The organism is Corallococcus macrosporus DSM 14697, from assembly GCF_002305895.1.
GTDB classification, from domain to species: Bacteria; Myxococcota; Myxococcia; order Myxococcales; family Myxococcaceae; genus Myxococcus; species Myxococcus macrosporus.
In genome coordinates this window covers 5,303,417-5,325,436 of the sequence record NZ_CP022203.1, presented here as the reverse complement: position 1 = coordinate 5,325,436, position 22,020 = coordinate 5,303,417, and the positions used below count along the sequence as shown (strand labels likewise).

The 22,020-nt window shown below is 73.6% G+C and carries 17 protein-coding genes; 12 read left to right on the top strand and 5 right to left on the bottom strand.

The window, feature by feature from the left end; translation table 11 throughout:
* The first annotated feature begins 95 nt into the window (after positions 1–95).
* From MYMAC_RS21405 to MYMAC_RS21355, 11 genes are read left to right on the top strand one after another with little or no spacing between them, the layout of a single operon-like run.
* Positions 96–743 (top strand): cytochrome c3 family protein, encoded by a 648-nt coding sequence (locus tag MYMAC_RS21405; RefSeq protein WP_095959436.1) that lies wholly within the window; start codon positions 96–98, stop codon positions 741–743.
* Positions 731–3,691 carry a TAT-variant-translocated molybdopterin oxidoreductase gene (locus tag MYMAC_RS21400; RefSeq protein WP_239988933.1) on the top strand — a complete coding sequence of 987 codons (2,961 nt, stop codon included), beginning with the start codon at positions 731–733 and terminating at the stop codon, positions 3,689–3,691. The genes MYMAC_RS21405 and MYMAC_RS21400 overlap by 13 nt, the downstream gene beginning before the upstream one ends.
* Positions 3,688–5,121 (top strand): NrfD/PsrC family molybdoenzyme membrane anchor subunit, encoded by a 1,434-nt coding sequence (gene nrfD / locus MYMAC_RS21395; protein WP_095959434.1) that lies wholly within the window; start codon positions 3,688–3,690, stop codon positions 5,119–5,121. The genes MYMAC_RS21400 and nrfD overlap by 4 nt, the downstream gene beginning before the upstream one ends.
* A complete protein-coding gene (locus tag MYMAC_RS21390) occupies positions 5,118–5,645 on the top strand; it encodes a DUF3341 domain-containing protein (RefSeq protein ID WP_095959433.1) in 528 nt (175 codons plus the stop codon). The genes nrfD and MYMAC_RS21390 overlap by 4 nt, the downstream gene beginning before the upstream one ends.
* Positions 5,642–6,343 (top strand): c-type cytochrome, encoded by a 702-nt coding sequence (locus tag MYMAC_RS21385; protein WP_095959432.1) that lies wholly within the window; start codon positions 5,642–5,644, stop codon positions 6,341–6,343. Before MYMAC_RS21390 ends, MYMAC_RS21385 begins: the two co-directional genes overlap by 4 nt.
* Entirely contained in the window at positions 6,340–7,545 is a 1,206-nt protein-coding gene (locus MYMAC_RS21380; protein WP_095959431.1) for a hypothetical protein, read from the top strand. The genes MYMAC_RS21385 and MYMAC_RS21380 overlap by 4 nt, the downstream gene beginning before the upstream one ends.
* Positions 7,542–7,901 (top strand): hypothetical protein, encoded by a 360-nt coding sequence (locus MYMAC_RS21375; RefSeq protein WP_095959430.1) that lies wholly within the window; start codon positions 7,542–7,544, stop codon positions 7,899–7,901. The genes MYMAC_RS21380 and MYMAC_RS21375 overlap by 4 nt, the downstream gene beginning before the upstream one ends.
* A complete protein-coding gene (gene coxB / locus MYMAC_RS21370; RefSeq protein WP_095959429.1) occupies positions 7,898–8,947 on the top strand; it encodes a cytochrome c oxidase subunit II in 1,050 nt (349 codons plus the stop codon). The genes MYMAC_RS21375 and coxB overlap by 4 nt, the downstream gene beginning before the upstream one ends.
* Positions 8,928–10,565 carry a cbb3-type cytochrome c oxidase subunit I gene (locus tag MYMAC_RS21365; RefSeq protein ID WP_095959428.1) on the top strand — a complete coding sequence of 546 codons (1,638 nt, stop codon included), beginning with the start codon at positions 8,928–8,930 and terminating at the stop codon, positions 10,563–10,565. Before coxB ends, MYMAC_RS21365 begins: the two co-directional genes overlap by 20 nt.
* A complete protein-coding gene (locus MYMAC_RS21360; protein WP_095959427.1) occupies positions 10,555–11,205 on the top strand; it encodes a cytochrome c oxidase subunit 3 in 651 nt (216 codons plus the stop codon). The genes MYMAC_RS21365 and MYMAC_RS21360 overlap by 11 nt, the downstream gene beginning before the upstream one ends.
* Positions 11,206–11,217: 12 nt before the next feature.
* Entirely contained in the window at positions 11,218–11,589 is a 372-nt protein-coding gene (locus tag MYMAC_RS21355; protein WP_095959426.1) for a cytochrome C oxidase subunit IV family protein, read from the top strand.
* 9 nt (positions 11,590–11,598) lie between these two features.
* Here MYMAC_RS21355 and MYMAC_RS21350 read toward each other — a convergent pair whose 3' ends face one another.
* Entirely contained in the window at positions 11,599–12,144 is a 546-nt protein-coding gene (locus tag MYMAC_RS21350; protein ID WP_095959425.1) for a hypothetical protein, read from the bottom strand.
* 390 nt (positions 12,145–12,534) lie between these two features.
* On the opposite strand from MYMAC_RS21350, the gene MYMAC_RS21345 reads away from it, so the two are divergent.
* Positions 12,535–13,542 carry an SDR family oxidoreductase gene (locus tag MYMAC_RS21345; protein ID WP_095959424.1) on the top strand — a complete coding sequence of 336 codons (1,008 nt, stop codon included), beginning with the start codon at positions 12,535–12,537 and terminating at the stop codon, positions 13,540–13,542.
* Between the two features lie 6 nt (positions 13,543–13,548).
* Here the strand turns inward: MYMAC_RS21345 and MYMAC_RS21340 are convergent, their stop codons facing one another.
* The 4 genes from MYMAC_RS21340 to MYMAC_RS21325 form a co-directional block, all read right to left on the bottom strand.
* Positions 13,549–14,091, bottom strand: a complete 543-nt coding sequence (locus tag MYMAC_RS21340; RefSeq protein ID WP_095959423.1) for a DUF421 domain-containing protein — start codon at positions 14,089–14,091, stop codon at positions 13,549–13,551.
* Positions 14,092–14,331: 240 nt separating this feature from the next.
* Positions 14,332–17,796: a hypothetical protein gene (locus MYMAC_RS21335; RefSeq protein ID WP_239988932.1), complete on the bottom strand. Its 3,465-nt coding sequence runs from the start codon at positions 17,794–17,796 to the stop codon at positions 14,332–14,334.
* Positions 17,790–18,329 (bottom strand): DUF1318 domain-containing protein, encoded by a 540-nt coding sequence (locus MYMAC_RS21330; protein ID WP_095959422.1) that lies wholly within the window; start codon positions 18,327–18,329, stop codon positions 17,790–17,792. Before MYMAC_RS21330 ends, MYMAC_RS21335 begins: the two co-directional genes overlap by 7 nt.
* Entirely contained in the window at positions 18,326–22,018 is a 3,693-nt protein-coding gene (locus tag MYMAC_RS21325) for an AsmA family protein (RefSeq protein ID WP_095959421.1), read from the bottom strand. The genes MYMAC_RS21330 and MYMAC_RS21325 overlap by 4 nt, the downstream gene beginning before the upstream one ends.
* Positions 22,019–22,020 lie beyond the last annotated feature (2 nt).

The window sequence follows — 22,020 nt, the reverse complement described above, 5'->3', positions numbered from 1 at the left end:
GGGGCCGTGGGCTGGCCGACAGCGGCGCGGGCTTCACCCATGCGCGCCCGCGGGCTCCCCTGTAGGCCGGGGGTTCGACTCGGGACCGGCGGGGTATGGGGCTCTTTCCTCCAGGAACGGATCACGTTCTGCGCGGCGTGCTCGGCCTGACGGCCGCGCTCCCCGTCCTGGGGATGGCGGCGCTCCTGCTGCTGGCGCGCAGCCCCCTGGGCACCGCCGCCTTCGAGCCCGTCCCGCAGCCGGTGCAGTTCGACCACCGCCACCACGTGGGGGATGACGGCATCGGCTGTCGCTACTGCCACGAGGGCGCCTGGGAGGGCCCCTACGCGGGGGTGCCGCCCACCAGCCGCTGCATGGGCTGCCACGCGCAGCTCTGGAACGAGAGCGCGCTGCTGGCCCCGGTGCGTCAGAGCTACTTCGAGGACCGGCCCATCCCCTGGAACCGCGTCCACCGCCTGCCGGACTTCGTCTTCTTCAACCACGCCATCCACGTCCACAAGGGCGTGGGGTGCGTGAGCTGCCATGGCCGCGTGGACCAGATGCCGCTGGTGGAGCAGGTGGCCCCCCTCACCATGGGCTGGTGCCTGGCGTGCCACCGCGACCCGGCGCCCCACCTCCGGCCGGTGGCGCACGTCGCCGACATGACGTGGCGGCCGCCGGGGGATGCCCGCCAGGCGGGGCTCCAGGTGCAGCGGGCCCTGAACGTCCACCCTCGCGTCGAGTGCAATACATGCCACCGGTGAAGGACCGATACCCGCTGCCGGTGCTCGCGGACGCGCCGCCGGCGTGGCGGAGCCTGGAGGAGCGCCGCGCCGCCGCGCCCGCCCCGGCGGAGGGGGAGTTCCCGCCCGGCGCCGCCCGCCCGCCCGAGGGGCTCTCCCGGCGGACGCTGCTGGAGCTGGCCGCGTTCGGCGCGGCGGCCGCGCACCTGTCCGGCTGCTTCCGCCCGCCGCCCGAGAAGGTGATGCCGTACTCGCGCCAGCCCCCCGAGGTGACGCCGGGTGTGCCGCTCCACTACGCCACGGGCCTGGCCCTGGAGGGGCACGTGCGGGGGCTGGTGGTGCGCAGCCACGAGGGCCGGCCCACCAAGGTGGAGGGCAACCCCTTGCAGCCGGAGAGCCTGGGGGCGGCTGGCGCGCACGAGCAGGCCTCGCTGCTGGGGCTCTATGACCCGCACCGCGCGCGGGTGGTCCGCCACCAGGGCGTGCCCACGACGCGGGCCGCCGTCTTCGCCCGGCTGCGCGAGCGCGCGGCCCGCACGGACGGCGGCGCCGGGCTGCGCTTGCTGGTGGAGCCCTCCGCCTCGCCGCTGTGGGCGCGGGCCCATGCCCGGCTGATGGAGCGCTACCCGCGGGCCCGCGTGGTGCCCTTCAGCGCCACGGACACGGGGGCCTCGCGGGAGGGGGCGCGCCTCGCCTTCGGTCGCCCGCTGGTGGCGCTGCCCCGCTTCGGCGCCGCGCGCGCGGTCGTGTCGCTGGAGGAGGACTTCCTCGCCACGCTGCCCGGCAGTCCCCGCGCCGCGCGCGACTTCATCTCCGCCCGCACGCCCGCCGACATGAACCGGCTGTGGGTGGTGGAGAGCCACCTCTCCGTCACCGGGGCCTTCGCGGATGAGCGGCTCCGGGCCCGGCCGTCCCGCGTGCCCCACCTGGCGCGCGCGCTCGCCGCCGAGGTGGGGCGGGCGCTGGGCCGCGCGGAGCTGGCGGGGCTGTCCGAGGGCGCCCCCCTCCTGAGCGACGTGGAGCGGCGCTGGCTCGCGGCGGCGGCCAGGGACCTCGCGGGGCAGGGGCGCCGGGCGCTGGTGGTGGCCGGGGCGCGGCAGCCCGCTGCGGTGCACGCGCTGGCCCACGGCGTCAACGAGGCCCTGGGCGCGCTGGGCACCACCGTGGCGCTGGTGGAGGACACGCTGCTGCCCGCGCCGGACTTCGCGGCCCTGCCCGCGCTGGTGGAGGAGCTGCGCGCGGGGGCGGTGGACACGCTGCTCATCACTGCCTGGAACCCTGTCTACCGCGCCCCCGCGGACGTGCCGCTGGGCGAGGCGCTGGGCCGCGTGCGCGACGCGGTGTACTGCGCGCTCCACGACGACGAGACGGCGGCCGCCTGCGCGTGGAGCGTCCCGTCCACGCACCCCTACGAGGCCTGGGAGGACGGCCGCGCGCCCGACGGCACCGTCACCATCCTCCAGCCGCTCATCGCCCCGTTGGTGGAGGGCGCGGTGGCGCCGCTGGAGCTGCTGGCGGCCTTCACCGGCGACCTGGAGTCCACCGCCTATGAGCGGCTGCGGGCCCAGTGGCGCGAGCGCACGGGGACCCACGAGGCGGTGTGGGAGGGCTGGCTCGCCGACGGCGTCATCCCGGACACGCGGCTCCCCACGCTGGAGGCGCGCGTGGACACCGCCGCGGTGCTCGCCGCGGCGCGGGCCCTGCCGCCGCCGGACGGAGCGCCGCTCGAGCTGCACCTGGTGCCGGACGCCAAGGTGTTCGACGGCCGGTTCGGCGCCAACCCCTGGCTGCAGGAGCTGCCAGACCCCATCACGAAGGTGACCTGGGACAACGCCGCGCAGGTGAGCCCGGCCACGGCCGCGCGGCTGGGGCTGGAGCGGGGCTCTCGCGTGCGGCTGGAGGCGCGCGGCCGGGCGCTGGAGGCCCCAGTGCTCGTGGTGCCCGGGCAGGCGGATGACACCGTCACGCTGCCGCTCGGCTACGGGCGCGCCCGGGGGGGCCCGGTGGCCGCCGGCGTGGGCTTCAACGCCTACGCGCTGCGCCTCCAGGACGCGCCCTGGGCCGTGGCTGGCGCGCGCCTCACCCGGCTGGAGGGACACCACGCGTTCGCCCTCACCCAGGAGCACTGGCGCATGGAGGAGCGGCCGCTGGCCCTCCAGACGACGCGGGAGAACTTCGAGGCCCACGAGGACGCGATGCTGAAGGCTTTCCAGGAGCCGATGCCGCACCTGTATCCGCCGGTGCCCCGGCCCGTGGCGCCGCCGCACCGCTGGGGCATGGCCATCGACCTGCACCGGTGCACCGGCTGCAGCGCGTGCGTGGTGGCCTGCCAGGCGGAGAACAACATCCCCTCGGTGGGCCGGGAGCAGGTCCTCCGCGGCCGGGAGATGCACTGGCTGCGCATCGACCGGTACTTCCTGGGCAGCGACGACGACCCGGGCGTCATCACCCAGCCGCTGATGTGCGTGCACTGCGAGTACGCGCCCTGCGAGTACGTGTGCCCGGTGGCCGCCACCGTCCACTCGGACGAGGGGCTGAACCAGATGGTCTACAACCGCTGCATCGGCACGCGGTACTGCTCCAACAACTGCCCCTACAAGGTCCGGCGCTTCAACTACCTGAGCTACACCGGGGGGGAGCCGCTGGCCCGGACATACCGGAACCCGGACGTGTCGGTGCGCTCGCGCGGGGTGATGGAGAAGTGCACGTACTGCGTGCAGCGCATCGAGGCGGCGCGCATCACCGCCCGGGTGGAGGGGCGCGCCATCCGGCCGGGTGAAGTCATCACCGCCTGCGCGCAGGCGTGCCCCACGCAGGCGCTCGTCTTCGGCGACCTCAACCACCCGGACGCGGCCGTCTCCCGCCTGCACGCGGACGCGCGCCACTACGCGCTGCTGCACGAGCTGGGCACGCGCCCGCGCGGCGTCCACCTCATCCGGCTGAAGAACCCCTCAAAGGCGCTGACGTGAGCGAGCCCGCCCCCAAGGCGCCGGTGACGGCGGACCCGCTGGTGCGGCACTCCCTCCTGGAGGGCCGCTACGCCGACGCGGCGCTGGGCGAGTCGCTGCTGCGGCCCGTGCTGGGCCCGCCCGGCCCGGGCTGGTGGGCGCTGGTGGGCCTGTGCTCGGCGCTCACCGCGCTGCTGGTGGTGGCCATCGGCGTGACGCTGGGGAAGGGCGTGGGCACGTGGGGCAACAACATCCCGGTGGCCTGGGCCTTCGGCATCATCAACTTCGTGTGGTGGATTGGCATTGGCCACGCCGGCACGCTCATCTCCGCCATCCTGCTGCTCTTCGGTGAGAAGTGGCGCAGCTCGGTCAACCGCATGGCGGAGGCGATGACGCTGTTCGCCGTGGCCTGCGCGGGCCTGTTCCCCCTGCTGCACCTGGGCCGGCCGTGGAAGTTCTACTGGCTGGTGCCGTACCCCAGCGCGCTGCGCATGTGGCCGCAGTTCCGCTCGCCGCTGACGTGGGACATCGTGGCCATCCTCACGTACCTCACCGTCTCCGTCCTGTTCTGGTACATGGGCCTGCTCCCGGACCTGGCCACGGCCCGGGACACCGCGCGGCAGACGTGGAAGCGCCGGGCGTGGGGGCTCCTGTCGCTGGGCTGGCGGGGCAGCGCGCGGCACTGGCTGCGCTGGCGGACCGGCTACCTGCTGCTGGCGGGGCTCGCCACGCCGCTGGTGGTCTCGGTGCACACCATCGTCTCCTTCGACTTCGCGGTGGCCCAGCTCCCCGGCTGGCACACCACCGTCTTCCCGCCGTACTTCGTGGCGGGCGCCATCTTCTCCGGCCTGGCCATGGTGCTGTGCCTGCTGCTCCCCGCCCGCCGGGTGCTGCGGCTGCACCACGTGGTGACGCAGGCGCACCTGGACGTGCTGGCGCGGCTGATGCTCGTGGCCGGGCTGTTCGTGGCCTACGGCTATGTGCAGGAGCACTTCTTCGGCTGGTACAGCGGCAACCCCTACGAGATGCACGTGATGGGCATCCTGCGCACCGGCCCCTACGCGCCGCTGTTCTGGACCGTCGTCACCTGCAACGTGCTGGTGCCGCAGGTGTTCTGGTGGGGCCGGCCGCGCACCTCGCCGGTGGTGCTGTGGGGGGCCGCGTTGCTGGTCAACCTGGGCATGTGGCTGGAGCGCTACATGATTGTCGTGGCGCCCCTCAGCGAGGACTTCCTGCCGAGCAGCTGGCGGCACTACGCGCCCACCTGGGTGGACCTGTCCCTGCTGGCCGGGACGCTGGGCTTCTTCGGCCTGGGCTTCCTCCTGTTCCTCAAGCTGCTGCCGCCGGTGCCGGTCAGCGAGGTGAAGCAGCTCCAGCACGAGCTGGACGCGTCCGAGGCGTTCGCGCGCGAGGTCGCGGCGCGGGCCGGCGCGCCGGGAGGTGGGCGGTGAGGGGCTGGCTGCTGGGTGAGTTCCGCTCCCCGGAGCGGCTGCTGGAGGCGGCGCGGGGCCTGCGCGCGCGGGGCTTCACGCGGCTGGACGCCTTCACGCCCTTCCCGGTGGAGGGCATGGACGAGGCGCTGGCGCTGCCGCCCTCGCGGCTGCCGCGGCTGGCGCTCGTCGCGGGCGTGGGCGGAGCGGCGGGGGCCTACCTGGTGCAGTGGTTCACCCAGGCGGTGGACTGGCCGCTGGACGTGGGGGGCCGGCCGCTGCACGCGGGCCCCGTCTTCATCCCCATCGCCTTCGAGACCGCGGTGCTGTCCGCCGCGAGCGCCATCTTCCTGGGGGTGCTCATCGGCTGCGGGCTGCCGCGGGTGACGCACCCCTTCCTGGGGCTCGAGCCCTTCCGCAGCGCCAGCATCGACGGCTTCTGGGTGTCGGTGGCCGTGGACGATGACGCCGGCGGCGCCGCGGCGGACGCGGCCCTGCGCGAGCTGGGGGCGGTGAAGGTGTCGCGGGTGGAGGAGGGCGGATGAGCGCGCGCCTCCTGCCGCGCGCCGTGGCCGCGCTCACCCTGGCCGCCTGCGAGGACAGGGACCCCCTGCAGGTCCAGGCGCGCGACAACGCGTACACCGCGGACCCGAACTTCGCGGACGGGCGCGCCATGCGGACGCCCGTGCGGGGCACCGTGCCGCGGGAGTGGTACCGCCGCCAGGCGCCCGCAATCCCCCAGCGCGCCCCGGACGGGGGGCTGGCGGACCCCGCGCGCTTCCCCGTGCCGCTCACGCGCGAGCTGCTCGCGCGCGGCCGGGGCCACTTCGAGACCTGGTGCGCGCCCTGCCACGGGCTCCTGGGGGACGGGCACAGCGTCGTGGCGGAGAACATGCAACTGCGCCCGCCGCCCGCGCTGTACGGGTCGCTCCATGCGCCGCATCCGCCGTCCGGGATGGTGACGCTGGACGGCCCGCGCGCCGACGCGGGCAGGGAGGGCGGCGGGCCGCTGGCGCCCGGCTGGGACGCGCTGCCGCACCCGCCGGGCTTCTACTACCAGGTCATCACCGAGGGGTACGGGCTGATGCCGTCGTACGCGGCGGAGCTGCCGCCCGAGCAGCGCTGGGCGGTGGTGGCGTGGCTGCGGGTGCTGGCCTACAGCCAGCGAGCGCCGCTGTCCGCCGCGCCCACGGAGGTCCAGTCGTCGCTCCAGCGGCAGGCCGGGCCGGGAGGTGCGCCATGAGGCTGGAGGTGCTCACGCGGTGGGAGGGGAGCCCGCGGGTGCGGCTGGGCGCGCTGGCCGCGGGGGTGCTGGGGCTGGTGGCCACGGGCGCGGGGGGCCTGGCGGCGCCCCGGGAGGCGGCCTACGGGTACCTGTTCGCCTTCGCCTACTGGCTCTCGCTGGGCCTGGGGGCGCTGCTCATCCTCGCGGCCTTCCATGCCGCCAGGGCGCGCTGGCCCACGGTGCTGCGCCGGCCGCTGGAGCTGATGGCCACGTGCTGCCCGCTCTTCGCCGCCTTCTTCATCCCCGTGGCGCTGTCGCTGCCGCTCCTGTTCCCCTGGGTGCGCCCGCCGCCGGACCTGGGCTCGCACGGGCTGGAGCTGCTGGCGCACAAGCGCCCGTACCTCAACGTCCCCTTCTTCCTGGTCCGCGCGTGCTTCTACTTCGCGGTGTGGGGCGCCGTCGGGGGGCTGCTGTACCGCTGGTCGGTGCGCCAGGACACGGAGGCGGACCTCGGCGCCCGGAGCGTGCGGCTCACGCAGTGGCAGCGCAGGCTGTCCGCGGGCGCGCTGCCGGTGGTGGTGCTGTGCGTGTCCTTCGCCAGCCTGGACTGGCTGATGTCGCTGGAGCCCCTGTGGAAGTCCACGGTGTACGGGCTCTACGTGGGCTGCGGCGCGGTGGTGGCCGCGCTGTCCGCCGTGGCGGTGCTGGCGGCCGCGTGGCGGGGGCCGGGGCAGTTCGGCGCGCTCATGGGGCCGCGCCACTTCCAGCGGCTGGGCACGCTGCTCCTGGCCTTCGTGTGCCTGTGGGCCTACTGCGGCTACTCGCAGTTCATGCTCATGTGGGTGGCCTCGCTGCCGGAGGAGGTGCCGTGGTACCGCGCCCGGCTGGACGGCGGCTGGCGCCAGGTGGCGGTGCTGCTCGCGGTGGGGCACTTCGCCGTGCCCTTCTTCCTGCTGCTCGTCCGGCGCGTCAAGCAGCGCCCGCGCGCGCTGGGCCTGGTGGCGGCGTGGCTGCTGCTCATGCGCGCGGTGGACCTGTACTGGCTGGTGGTGCCCGCGCTCCACCCGCGGGCGCTCGACGTCCACTGGACGGCGCTCACGGCCTGGGTGGGGGTGGGGGGGCTCGCGGTGGCGGCGTGCCTGGCGCTCGCGCGCGGCAGCTACACGGTGCCCGTGAGGGACCCGTTCCTCCTCCATTCGCTGGAGGTGCCCGAGTCATGAGCGCGGACTACACGCCGACGCCGCCGGACCCCGGGCAGCTCCCCGGCGGGCGCATCGCGCTGGTGGCGGGCGCCTGGATGGCGCTCGTCGTCGTCTCCCTGCTGGCCAACCGGTGGCTGGAGGACCACAGCCGCCCCTGGGCGCCCGCGGGGCCGTCCCCCGTCATGGGCCGCGCGGAGCTGGCGGACGTCAACCAGCGCCCCTTCGCCCTGGACGACCGGGCGCGGCGCCTGCGGGAGGCACAGCAGGCCCGGCTGGAAGGCTATGGGTGGGTGGACCGGGATGGGGGCGTCATCCACCTGCCCCTGGAGCGCGCCGTGGAGCGGGTGCTGGCGGAGGAGGGGCGGGGGCCATGAGCGAGCTGCTGCGGCGCCTCCTCTTCCTGCCGAGGCAGGCGTCCACGCTGGCGTCCCGCGTGGATGACATCCACTTCTTCATCATCCTCACCACCTTCGTCGTGGGCGCGGGGATTGGCCTCACCGGGTTCGTCTTCCTGCTCCGCTACCGGCGGCGCCAGGCGCACGCCCTCACGCCGCACATCGAGGCCCCGGCGTGGCTGGAGGGCCTCTACATCAGCGTCCCGCTGGCCTTCTTCCTGTTGTGGGGCGCCCTGGGCTACCGGGACTATGTCTGGGCGCGCACCCCGCCCGCGGACGCGCTGGACGTCTACGTCATGGGCAAGCAGTGGATGTGGAAGTTCGCGTACCCGGACGGCCCCGGAGAGGTGGGGGTGCTGCACGTCCCGGCCGGCCGCCCGGTGCGCGTGCTCATCACCTCGCGCGACGTCATCCACTCCTTCTACGTGCCGGCGTTCCGCCTGAAGATGGACGCGCTGCCGGGGCGCTACACGGAGACGTGGTTCGAGGCGGTGCGGCCGGGGCGCTACCCGGTGCTGTGCGCGGAGTACTGCGGGGTGGACCACTCGCGCATGCGCGCGGAGGTGGTGGTGCTGGCGCCGGAGGCGTTCGAGGCCTGGCGGGCCCGGCACAAGACGCAGCCGGCCCCGGGCCCCGGTCAGGTGCCGGAGCTCGCCATGGGGGTGGGCGCGCGCGGGCCGCTGGCCGAGCAGGGGCGCGTCGTGGCGACGCGGATGGGCTGCTTCCAGTGCCACACGGTGGACGGCACGCCGCACATCGGCCCCACCTGGCGGGGGCTGTACCTGCGCGACGAGCCGCTGGCGTCGGGCGGGCACATCCGCGCCGACGTGGCCTACCTCACCGAGTCCATGATGGACCCGCAGGCGAAGCTCGTCGCGGGCTTCGAGCCGGTGATGCCGTCCTTCCAGGGGAGGTTGAGCGCGGCGGACGTGGCCGCGCTCGTCGAATACATCCAGTCGCTGCGGCCGGAGCGCCCCGTGCCTCCCGCCGCGCAGGAGCCCAGGTATGAGCCTCGCGCGCGCTGAGCCGACGATGCCGGAGGAGCACTACCTCAACTCGGAGCGGGGCCTGTGGTCCTGGCTCACCACGCAGGACCACAAGCGCGTTGGCGTCATGTTCCTGGTGGCCGTCCTCCTCATGTTCCTGCTGGGGGGCTGCTACGCGCTGGCCCTGCGGCTGGAGCTGCTCACGCCGGAGGAGACGGTGATGGGGCGGCTGGCCTACAACCGCGCCTTCACCGTGCACGGCGTCGTCATGGTGTGGCTCTTCCTCATCCCCTCCATCCCCACCGCGTTCGGCAACTTCCTGCTACCGCTGATGATTGGCGCCCGGGACGTGGCCTTCCCCCGGCTCAACCTGGCCAGCTTCTACCTCTACGTGCTGGGCGCGGCGCTGACGCTCTGGGCGATGCTCCAGGGGGGCGTGGACACGGGCTGGACCTTCTACACGCCCTACAGCACCGCCACCGGCACCGACGTGATGCCGGTGCTGCTGGGCGTGTTCGTGGTGGGCTTCTCCACCATCATCACCGGGCTCAACTTCATCACCACCGTGCACACGATGCGCGCGCCCGGCGTCGGGTGGATGAGGCTGCCGCTCTTCGTCTGGGCCATCTACGGCACGTCCATCATCCAGGTGCTGGCCACGCCGGTGCTGGGCATGGTGCTGGTGCTGGTGGCGCTGGAGCGGGTGGCCGGCGTGGGGCTGTTCGACCCGGCCCGCGGGGGAGACCCGCTGCTGTATCAGCACCTGTTCTGGTTCTACAGCCACCCGGCCGTCTACATCATGATCCTCCCCGGCATGGGCGTCATCAGCGAGGCGGTGTCCGTCTTCAGCCGGAAGAACCCGTTCAGCTACCGGGTGCTGGTGTGGAGCACCGTGGGCATCGCCTTCGTGGGCTTCCTGACGTGGGGCCACCACATGTTCGTGTCCGGCCAGTCCACTTTCGGCGCGGGCGCCTTCAGCGTGCTGTCCATGCTGGTGGCCATCTTCACGGCGCTGAAGATCTTCACCTGGCTGAGCACGATGTACCGGGGGAGCATCTGGGTCTGCACGCCCTTCGTCTACGTGCTGGGGTTCATCTTCCTGCTCTTCTTCGGCGGCATGAGCGGGGTGGCGGTGGCCGTCACGTCCGCGGACCTCCACTGGCACGACACGTACTTCGTGGTGGCGCACTTCCACTTCATCATGGTGGGGGCGTCGCTGATGGCCTTCCTCGGGGCGCTGCACTACTGGTTCCCGAAGATGTTCGGCCGGCGCTACCCGGAGGGGCTGGGCGTGGGCACGGCGGTGCTCATCATCTTCGGCTTCATCGCCACCTTCCTGCCGCAGTTCCTCCTGGGCAACCAGGGCATGCCGCGCCGCTACGCGGACTACCCGGAGCACTTCCAGCCGCTGCACGTGGCGTCCACCGCGGGCGCGTCGCTGCTGGGGTTCGGCTTCCTCATCGTCGCCATCTACCTGGGCTGGGCGCTTCTCCATGGCGCCGCGGCGGGGAGGAACCCGTGGGAGAGCCGCGGCTTCGAGTGGTACAGCGCCTCGCCCCCACCGGAGTCCAACTTCCACGAGCCGCCCGCCTTCCCCCATGGGCCGCACGACTACGCGCGGCCCGGCATCGAGCCGGAGGTGGGCCATGCCCTCTGACGGCGCCGCGCGGCCGGTGGTGGCGCAGGCCCGCCACTTCGGGGACGAGGCGGCGCGCCAGGGCGCGGCCCACATGGGCATGTGGGTCTTCCTCGCGTCGGAGGTGATGCTCTTCACCGCGCTGTTCACCAGCTACGCGCTCTACCGGCTGGCCTACCCGCAGGTGTTCCACCAGGGCCCCCATCACATGGATGTCACCCTGGGCACGCTCAACACCTATGTCCTGGTGACCAGCAGCGTCCTGGTGGCGCTGGCGATCGCCTCCATCCGCGCCGGACGGGAGCTGGCCGCGGGTGGGCTGCTCGCGGGCGCGGCGGTGCTGGGCGTGGCCTTCCTCTCCCTCAAGGGCCTGGAGTACGCGCACCACGCGCGGGACGGGGCGCTGCCCGGCGCGCACTATGCCTACGCGAAGTTCGCCATCCCCGGGGCCAGCCTCTACTTCACGCTCTACTGGGTGATGACGGGCGTCCACGCGGTGCACGTGACGGTGGGCGTGGGCGCGCTGTCGGTGCTCGCCTTCCGCACGCTGGAGGGCCGCTTCAGCGCGGCCTACCACACGCCCCTGGAGCTGGGGGGCATGTACTGGCACCTGGTGGACCTCGTCTGGCTGTTCCTCTGGCCCCTCTTGTACCTGGTGTGAAGGGAGGCGCGCGTGTCTCCGACGAAGGGCGTGCTGCTGGTGGGCGTGGGGCTGCTGGTCCTCACCACCCTGTCGTTCCTCCTGTCCCGGGCTCACCTGGGGCGCTGGGGGCTGGAGGTGGCGCTGGGCATCGCCGCCGTGAAGGCGGGGCTCCTCGCCTTCTTCTACATGCACCTGGCGGAGCGGCCCGGCGGGCCCCGGCTGGTCTTCGCCACCGCGTTCATCTTCGTCGTCATCCTCGTGGGGCTGGTGCTGCTGGAGGCCGCTGCGCGGGCCCGCCCGTCGATGCCGCCCGGGCCCTTCCCGCCGCTGCTGCTGCCAGGACTGCACGACGCGCGACAGGTGGCGCCGCCGCGAGCGGGCGCCAGCGAGCGCGGGCCCTGAGGGCGCGCCTCAGCCGAGGGGCGCGCGCACGGCCTGGACGGCGCGGCGAGCCCGGTCCACCGCGGCCAGCCCCCGCCGCACCGGGACCATGAGCCCGAGCGAGGCGCCGAAGGCCAGGTGCAGCAGCAGCAGCGCCGCGCGGGGGCTCGCGCGGTCCAGCGGCGGAGAGGCCCAGGGCGCCACGAGCTCGGGCATCACGGCCTGGAGCCCCAGCGCCATGAGCAGCCCCAGGAACAGCGCGGCGGTCGCGGTGCCTCCGCGTGGCAGCAGCAGGGCGAAGAGCGTGGCCAAGCCTCCCGCCGTGCTCACGTGCACCAGCAGGCCCAGCACCACGGCCCAGGGGCCCGCGGGAGCCTCCCGGAAGAAGACGCCCCCCGCCAGGCGGGCCGCGTACCAGACGTCCCCCCGCGTGAGCGCGCCCAGCGGCAGCGCCAGCGCCGTCATCGCGAGCGCGCCGAGCGTCCCCACCACGGCGCCCGGCAGCACCACGTCGCGCAGCAGGCTCCACTTCGCGGCGCGCTCCTGCCTCTCGTGGACGGGGTGGAAGCGTTTCATGGAAAGGGCTCCTGTCATGCGGTTCGTCTTCATTGAGTCCTAGGGGAAGCGCGCGCAGAGCGTCGTGCCATACGTGAGCCGCAGCAGCGCTCCGCTTGCTGGCCATGGTCGAGGGACTCCTTGCCTGCCTCAGGCGCCGCCGCCGCGGGCTCATCGACCCGGTGCCTGGACGGGAAGGTAGGGTGCCTGGACCGCGCCGGACAGAGGCCGGGAGGCCATGACGGTGGCTCGTGCCCCTCAGTGCATGGCCTGATTGGCCATTCGCCACGCCGAGGCTGGCGCGGCCGTCGGACTGTCCTCTCGCCGCCACATGAAGGCGCGCTGGTGCGGGAGGTGTTCCCGCACGCGGCCCTCCAGCCTAGGTCCTGCGCTTCGAAACGGAGGCAGACCATGGATTCGGACGAGAACGACACACCTTCCCGCCGTCGGGTGATGGGTGGGCTGGCCGCGGGAGTCGCAGCGGTGTTCGCCACACCCGCGCTGGGCCAGGACGGAGGCACGGCGTCCGCTGCCGCGGAGCCCCTCCAGAACCCTGTCACGCTGTACCCCAAGCCTCCGTTCCCGAAGCAGTCGCAACCCTGGCCCGGCCTCGCGAGCAAGATGCAGCCTCGGCCGGACCACGGCGAGAAGAGCTACAAGGGCCGCGGCCGCCTCGCGGGGCGCAGGGCGCTCATCACGGGCGGAGACTCCGGCATCGGACGCGCCGCCGCCATCGCCTATGCGCGCGAGGGCGCGGACGTGGCCATCAATTACCTCCCCGCCGAGGAGCCCGACGCCCGGGAGGTGGTGGCGCTCATCAAGGCCGCGGGCCGCAAGGCGGTGGCGCTCCCCGGTGACCTCCGGAGCGAGGCGTTCTGCAAGAAGCTCGTCGCGGACGCGGTGAGCCGGCTCGGGGGGCTCGACATCCTCGTCAACAACGCCGCCCGCCAGCAGAGCCACGCCTCCATCCTGGACATCACCACCGAGCAGCTTGACTGGACCCTGAAGACGAACCTCTACGCGATGTTCTGGCTCACCAAGGCGGCCGTGCCGCACCTCAAGCCGGGCTCGGCCATCATCAACACCACCTCCGTCGTCGCTTATGACCCGCCCGAGAACCTGCTCGACTACTCGATGACCAAGGCGGGCATCCGGAACTTCACCGAGTGCCTCGCCAAGCAGTTGGCGAAGCAGGGCATCCGGGTGAACGGGGTGGCGCCCGGACCGTTCTGGACGCCGCTCCAGGTGTCGGGCGGGCAGACCCAGGAGAACCTCGTCTCGTTTGGTGGGAACACGCCCCTGGGCCGCCCCGGCCAGCCCGCGGAGCTCGCGAGCATCTACGTGGAGCTGGCGAGCCAGGGGACCAGCTACTCCACCGGACAGATCTTCGGCGCCACCGGCGGTCGTGGTGGCCCTTGAGCCCTCCTACGAATCGAGGTCGGCGGCTCCGCCGTGGTCGTGACGCGCCTGCCTGGGGCGGGGCAGCGTCTCGGGGGGAGCGTCCTGCCGGCGAATCACGGACAAGGAGCCATCGGTCTCCAGCACCACCGCCTCCACCGCCCCGAGCCGGGCCACGCCCTGGTCGCGCAGCACCGAGCGCACCTCCTCCTCCATCACCCGGGCCCGGCGCATGGCCTGGGGCAGGAAGCGGCCCTGCCGCATGACCATGACGGGCTCGGACTTCACCACCGTGTTGAACCCGGGCCAGCGCACCGACGTCCAGGTGACGAGGAACTGGAGGCCGATGAGCACGGCGAAGGCGAGCAGTCCCTCGGCCAGGGACACGTCCTTGGACAGCAGCACCGTGGCCAGCGTCGAGCCCAGCGCCACCGTGACCACCAGGTCGAAGGCGTTGAGCTTGGAGAGCGTTCGCGGGCCCGACAGGCGCAGCATCAGCACCAGGGCCCCATACGCCGCCGCGCCTACAATCAACACCCGGGCCAGGTCGTGCCAGCTATCGAAAAACATCGCGTCCTCCCATGAGCGTGCTCATGAACATGGACAGCGAGAGCTCGGGTGGCCCGTCTCCACGCTGAAAACGCCGCGCCTCCGCGGCCTCCAGCCACCGCGGGCACCTGCTTGCCTGGCGCAACCCAGGCGAGCAGGCACGGGTCCGCGGGCCCGGCGAGCCAGCCGGGGAGGGGACGGCTGGCCACCCGCGCGGCGAGCGCGGTCGACACGCGCAGGTGCCTCTTCCACCCGAGGCCGTCAGGGCGCGGCGGGCCGAGCCAGGGCGCCGCCGCTTTCCTCGTCGGACGGCGCCTGCAACGCCGAGTAGATCTCGAACCACGCCAGGTAGGCGCGCCAGGCGGGGTCCCGCAGCTCCACCAGGGAGCGCCGCGCCTCGCCCACCCGCCGTGGCACGTCGAAGGGCAGCCCTTCGGCTCCCTGGGCGTGCAACCGCGCCGCGAACCAGAGCACGTCCAGTTGCCCTGTATCGACGTCCGCGTGGGTGCGCTCGACCAGGGCGTCGGCGTGCTTCAGCGCCTCGCCCAGCCAGTGGCTCGCCCGCGCCGGGTCCTTCCGGTCCGCGGCGTTCTCCGCCAGCCGCAGCTCCCCCAGGGTGACCGCGCGGAGGTCCTCGTCGCGGCCCAGTTGGTCGAACTGCTCCCGGTACAGCTCGCGCCGTTGCTCCAGCGCCTGGGCGGCCGCGTCCAGCCGGCCCAGCCGCGTCTCCGCGTTCGCGCGCAGGCCCGTGGCGATGAGGCGGTACGAGCGCAGGACGTGCTCCGGCGTGGAGTGGGCCCACTTCAGCGTGCCCCGGATGGCCGGCGTGGCGAGGCCGCGCTCGACGTGCTCCAGGTCCTCCAGCGTGCGACGCGGGTGCCCCGCGCCCAGGGCCGCCGCGCCGCGCGCCAACCGGAGCACCAGCCGGTTGCGCAGCCCCTCTTCGTCCTGGGGGCTCGCCTCCACCAGCGGCAGCACCTGCTCATAGAGCGTCAAGGCCCGGTCGAAGCGGCCGGCGGCGAGGTTGTAGAGCGCCGCGCGCTCCAGCGCCAGGGGCCGGAACCGGGACAGGCGCTGCGTGGTCTCCACCATGCTCAGCGCCTTGTCCGCGGCCTCCGCCGCGTCCGCCTCGCGGTTGACATGCAGCAGCGCGTGGGCGCGCGCCATGGCGACGGCCAGCCCCGCCCAGTTGTCCACGTACGGCAGCGTGTCCCGCTGCTCGAGGTAGCCCAGCGCGATGTGGAAGTTGCCCACCTGTGTGTGCAGCAGCCCCAGCGCGCCCAGGATCATGGCCCGGTAGCGGACGTTGTTGCGCATCAGGTCCAGGGCCACCATGTAGTAGCGGTTGGCGCGCTCGGCGGCGGCGGGGTCCCGGTTGCGGAGGAAGTCCTCGTGGTGGATGGCGCCCAGCAGGGCCTGCACCACGCGCTGGTTCTTCAGCTCCGGCCACGCGCTCCGCAGCTCGCGCATGGCGGAGGCGACGCCCTGGGCGTGCGCGTCCCCCTCCAGCTTGGAGAGCTGGCGCGCGGTGACGTAGGCCCGCACGAAGTGCGTGAGCGGCTTCACCATCTTCGGCGCGGTGGTGGTGACCTCCTTCGCCACCGCGTCGGGGCTGACGCCGGCGCGCAGGCGCAGGTTCATGGCTTCGACGGCGCTCTCCAGCGAGCCCGTCCGCTGCGTCACCAGGTCGAAGTCCGCGCGGGCGGCGTCCTGGCGCTGGCGGGACAGGCGCCGGTAGGCGCGGCCCATCAGCGCGCGGCGGAAGAGCCGCTCCGCGCGGCGGCGCTCCTCGGAGCCCTCCGGCGTGTCGTCGATGTAGACCAGCGCCAGGGCCTCCATCACGCCATCGGCGCCGTGCTCCGCCGCCCGCTCCACGGCGTCCTGCACCAGGACCCGCCGGCGCAGGGGGTCCGTCTGCTGCCGGTAGAAGGCGATGAGCGCATCCCGCACGGCGCGAGGTGGGCGCTCGCCGCGAATGGCGTTGACGTGACGGCCCAGCTCCAGCGCGAACGCATGGGCCGAGCCCGCCGGCGCCTCGGCGAGCGCCCGGGCCATGGCGGCGTCCGCCTCCGCATGGGGGCGCCCCCGGTACAGCGCGCGGACGGCGGCGCGCGCGAAGTCGAGCTGGTCATCCGCCGGGAACACCCTGTGCTGTGAGAGCCGGCGGCCCGCCTCGACCAGCGCGTCGCGGTCATCGAGCTCGCGGTACAGCGCGTCCGCTCGCGCGTGGTAGGCCTCCAGCACGCCGCGCGGCGTGGTGTCCGTGATGCGGGCGGACTCCAGCTCCTGCCGGGCCCGGGCGAAGTCACCCGCGTCATCCGCCAGCTCGCTGCGCACCACGTGCTGGAGGACCTCGGCGGGCGCGCTGCGCGCGGTGGAGGGGGCCAGCGCGGCCAGGCGCCGCTGCTCCGCCACGCTCAGCTCGTCCACCATGCGGCCCCGCTCGCGCTCCTTCATGGCGCGCCGGTGGTCGATGAGGATGAGGAGCGGCTCCTCGAGCCCGTCGGTGGTGGGGTCGCTCACCGCGCGCATGTGCTTCGCGTAGAACTCCGCGGCGCCGAAGTCCTCGACGCGCAGGTGCAGCATGCTCATGCGCATCATCAGCAGCCGCTGGAGCCTGGGGCGCTTCTCCAGCAGCAGCCGGTGGCGGTAGAGCAGGACTTCGTCGGCGCGGCGGCCCACCATCCTCAGCTCCTCGCGGAGGCGGCGCGCGTCCCACTCACCGGGCACCTGCCCGTCCAGGGGGAGCTGGTACACGTCCAGGGAGCGTGCCCGCGAGCAGGTCGCCACGAGCGACCCGGTGGCCGGCGCCGGGTACTGGCAATCCCAGGCCACGCTGGTGAGCTGGTCCGGACTGGCGGCGGCGGCCTGGTGGGCGGCGTCGTCAAGCGCCGTCTCGAAGGGCACCCGGAACAACACGCCGCTGTCGCTCGCGTCGATGACGCCATCCGCGTTGGAGTCCGTGAAGAACTGCACCACGTACAGGAAGCGCCCGTCGCGGGAGAAGGCCGGCTGCCCCGTCTGCCCTGGGATGTCGAGCGCCAGCGGGATGGGCCTGGCGCCAGGGCTGTCCAGGCGCAGGGCCTCCAGGTGGGGCGCGGCGCGCGCGGCGAAGCCAGGGCCCACCTGCCGCACGGAGCGCTCGACGGGGACGTACACCAGCCAGCGCCCATCCGGAGAGACGGTGGGGCTGGTCAGGTTCCGCTCGAGCAGGGGCGTCACGCGCCACGGACCGCCGACCTCGACCTTGGACAGGCGGAGGTCTCCCTGGATGGTGGCCCGGCTCACCAGGGCGATGTGCGTCTCATCCATCCACTCCGCCTGGAGCGCGCTGGCCTCCTCTTCCAGGCAGCGGCGCTCCCTGGCCGTGGGCAGCTCCCGCACGCACAATTGGCCGCCGGCCTGGTTCCGGAAGGAGATGTAGAGCAGGTGCTTCCCGTCGGGGCTGACGCGGGGCCACGTCACGTCCGCGCCTTCGTCGAAGAGGCGGCGCTCGCGGCCGCGCTCCAGGTCCTGCGTGTAGATTTCGGTCGCGATGTTGCGGTTGGACGCGAAGAGCAGCGTGTTCCCATCCGGCGTCAGCTGCCCCAGGAACTGGTCGCCCACGCCCACCGTGAGCCGGGTGGGGATGCGCACGCCGCCGTCGTTCTCGTCATCCTGCGCCCAGGCGCTCCCCGCGAGCACCGCGGCCAGCGCCACGCAGCACCGCAGCCAGCGCGTCAGCACGGCTTCTCTCCCCAGGTGCCATCCTCGGCCTCGACCCAGCCCCCGCAGACGACACCCTCCGCGTGGACCTTGTGCCAGTTCCGGCGCAGCGTCTCCTCCGGGACGTCCGGGCGGACCGACTGCATCCACTTCCAGAGCTGCTTGCGGGAGCGGTTCACCCGCTCCACCAGGGCCACGTCATCGGCCGTCATGCGCCCCGCCTGGCAGCGGCGGCGCGTGTTCGCCAGCAGGCCATCCCGTCCTTCACCCACGCAGTGGCGGCGCAGCAGGTCGTCCAGGCGGTCCGCGGGCGTCCTGCCGAGGTTCTCCACCAGCGCCGTGGGCTGGATGCCCAGCGCCTCCAACTGGTTGGGCGTGAGCGGCACCGGCGTGGGGTTCATGCCCGCGCGCGCCAGCCGCTGCTCCACGTCCTTGAACGAGCCGGAGGCCTGCTCCTCGAGCGCCGTCGCGCGGTCCACCATGACGATCTCCGGCGCGCTGATGCACCCGGACGCGGCGAGCGCGGCCCACAGCAGCAACCCACGGTGGTTCATGGCGGAGTCTCCGGAGGGGTCATGTTCTTGATGAGCTGGTCGACGATGGGGCCCATGGGGATGCCCCGGATTTCATCGATGCTGAGCAGCCTGGCCAGGCCGCCCATGGTGATGCGCAGGCTGCCGAAGCCGCGGTTGAAGCTCACTCGCACGTGCTCCGGATAGCCCAGACGCAGGGCGTAGCGGACGCGGTTGGTGGCGGGGTCGACGTGGCGCGGGTCCTCGATGTCGAGCAGGTCCAGCAGGTGCCGGTTGCCGATGCGCAGTATCTCCGCGCGCCCGTCGATGCTGCGGTCCTTCGCGGAGATGATGACGGCGGCGTTTCCGTCGAAGGGCTCCCCGCGCGAGGACTGCACCCCGGTGGCGCGCACCCGGGCCTCCAGCGTGGAGCGCGGGCCCTGCCAGTCCAGCAGCCACTGCCCGGTGATGCGCCCGCCGCGGACGCCCATCTCCAGCTGCGTCATGGCGATGACGTGCTGGTTGACGGACAGGTTGCCGGCCATGGGCGCGATGGAGACCCTCGGCGTGGCGATGCGGTTCGCCGACACGTAGCCGCTGCGCGAGAGCAGGGGATGCTGGTCGGCGAAGCGGAGCATCGGGTACGGATTCACGTCGATGTCGCTCAGCAGCCGCAGCTGTCCGTCCCGGAGCTCCAGGTTCTCGGTGAGCGGGACGTTGCCATCCAGCGCTTCGACCTCGAACCCCTGCTCCGGCATCCGCAGGTGCAGGTCCTGGATGCGCAGGTTGGAGAAGGTCCGGAAGACGACGAGGTCGGGCGAGCCCACCCGGAAGTCGACCGTGACCTTGCCGCGCCCCTCCAGGACCCCCGGCCGCGTGAGCCTCGCCATGTCCTGCGACAGCTCGCCCCGCAGGCCCAGGCGGCGCCGGTCCTCGCTGAGGTCGAGCCGCCCGCGCACCTTCAACCGCGTGTCCGTCCCCGCGTTGGCCACGTGAAGCTCGGGGACGTGGATGACGCCAGAGGGCTTCCGCCGGGCGGTGAACGACGCCTCCACGTCCTGGACCGGGTAGGGCAGCGCCGGGTCCTGCTCCAGCGACCGGAGCGTCAAGCGTTGCTTCAGCTCGAGGTCGTCCGCCTCCAGCGCCTCGGTGAAGGTGGCGGTGGAGTCGCTCGTCAGGTCCGCGAAGGACAGCCGGCGGTCGCTCATCCCGACGGTGAGCTTCTCCACGCGCAGGCCGCTGTGCACGTTCCGCTGGGCGCCGTCCACGCGCGACTTCAGCTCCCAGCGCAGCGCGGGCGCGCTGAGGAGCAGGCCATCCGGCTGGCGCCAGCGGAGGCCTCGCGCGTCCACGACCGCGGTGCCGTTGAAGCTGGCGGTCCGCGCTGGGGCCGGGGCCATGCGGACGGTGCCGTCCGCGCGGACGTCCTGGAGCACGCCGCGCAGGTCGCCGTGCACCTCGAGGCCCACCGAGAGCCGCGATGTGTGGAGCTCCCTGGGGAGCGGTGCCCTGGCCAGCAGCGGCGCCCACGCCGTGAGCGGGGGGACCTCGGCCTTCGCGTCGCAGCGAAGGGCCTGGGCCTTCCGGTCGAAGGCCAGCGCGACATCGAGCGCCAGCCTGGGCCCCGCCTGGCTCGTGAGCCCGAGCCGGAGCGAGGGCCTCGTCCGGTCGAGGTCCAGGGTCAGCGTCTGATGCTGGAGCCCCAGGTCCTCCTCGCCAGCGCGGAGCCCCTCCACGCGCAGGTCCACGTCTCCCTGGTGACGCCAGGCGTCGCCCCGCGAGCGCACCACGAGGGCCGCGCTGCTGGCTGACACGTCGCCCCAGGCGGGCTGTCGCAAGGCCAGCTCCGTGCGGTGCTCCAGCCGGGGCGCGGCGGAGAAGAGCGCCTTCACGCTGCCCTGCGAGACGAGGCTCACCCCCAGGCGCCGCCAGGGGATGCGCGCCGCGACTCCCTCCGGGAGGAAGGGGCGGGCGGCCGCGAGGTCCGGTGTCCGCACGGCCAGGGTGTACGTCACCGCGTCCCGGGCCTTGGTGGCGTCCAGGGACGCCCGCAGCGTGTCCACGTCGAGCGCCAGCCGGGCGCGGCCCGTGCTGAGCCGCGGCGTATCCAGGCGGGGGAAGGCGTCCGTCGCCTCCAGCTTCACGCGCACGGGCCCCTTCAGCAGCGTGCGCCCCTCCGGTGAGGACACGTGGAGCGCCGCGATGGGCACGTCCGCGTTCAGCGCGAGCGGGGGCCTGGCCGCCAGGGGCGCGCTGAGCTGGAAGCCCAGCCGCTCCGCCTTCGCCCGGAGGTCCGGCGTCCGGACGTCCAGGGACTCCACCATGCCGGACAGGCTCGCGTCGCCCGCGACCTGGAGGGGGGAGGCGGGCTCGGGCCGGAGTTGATGCCCCTTCAGTTCGCCGTGGGCCTTGGGGACTCGCAGCGCGGCGGGACCCGCGACGTCGAGCCCCTCCAGGCCGAACGTCACGTTCGCGGCGAGCCCCTGCGTCGGGTCAGGCGTCGCCACCAGCGCGACACGGCCGCCGCCGAGCGTGACCTGGAGCGGCGCCCCGTCCATCCGGAGCGCCGCCACGTCCGCCTCCAGCGCGAGCTTGCCGCGCGGGCCCAGCGTCGGCACCGCGCTCAGGGTGACGTCCTGGGCGTCCAGGTGCACCTTGCCGCGGCCGAGCGAGAACGGACGCCATTCGGCGGGGATGACCGCCAGCAGCTTCTCCAGCTCGATGTCCGCCAGGGCCCGCACCACGACCGGGGGCGCGTTCGCGGCATCCGGGAGCACCACCTGGGCCCGGAGCCCGGCGCTGTCCGTCACCTCGGTGGGCTCCAGCTCGACGGCGACGTGCCCGTGCTCGACGTCGAAGCGCGCCGTCACCGCGCCATGCAGCAGCGAGCGGACGGAGAACCGTGGGTCGAAGGTCTGCTGGGTGACGTCCAGGTCCACCCTCGCGCGAGCCGCCGAGGCCCAGGCCTCCAGCGCCACGGACAGCGCCAGCCGGGCCCGCGCCGAGGGGAGACCGGTGCCCTCGCGGCTCACCTCCAGCGGGAGGGGCGCCCCCGGCTCTCCCAGGTTCGCGAAGACCTTCCACGCCGTGTCCTGTTGCTTCGCCTCGACGTGGGCCGCGAGCCCTCGCAGGGACCAGCGCTCCACGACGTCTCCGCCCTGGACCCGGACGTGGTTCAACGTCACGCCGGAGACCTCGACGCGCCCGACGGGGAGCGGCTCCGCCAGGAGGCTGGCGACCTGCTGGGACAGCCCGGCGGGGGCTTCAACGGGCGGCGGCCCGGCGGCGGGAGGACCCGAGAGGGCCGACACGGAGGTGGCCCCGGTGTCGTCGGCGGCCCAGGTCACGGTCACGTCGCGTACCGCGACGCGCTCGACGCGGATGGGGCCGCGCAGCAGCGCGCCGGGCGTCCAGTGGGCCTCCAGCGCGCCGACGCGCAGCAGCTCAGGCGCGACCTCCTGCAACGGCGCTGGCGTCCGCACCACGAGCCCCTCCACGCGCAACCCGGAGAGGAGGGCGACGCGGGCGGTCCGGTAGTCGACCTGGAGGCCGGTGGCCGACGCCACCTGGGCGACCAGGGGCTCCTTCAGGAAGGGACGGTCGAGGTGGTGCAGGGCGACCACGGCCGCGACCAGCGCCAGCGCCGGCAGCACGACAAGGCATGTGAAGAGGACGCCCGCGATGATTCGCGCCCACCGCCGGCGAGGCCGTTCAGCTCTGGTGGATTCCATGT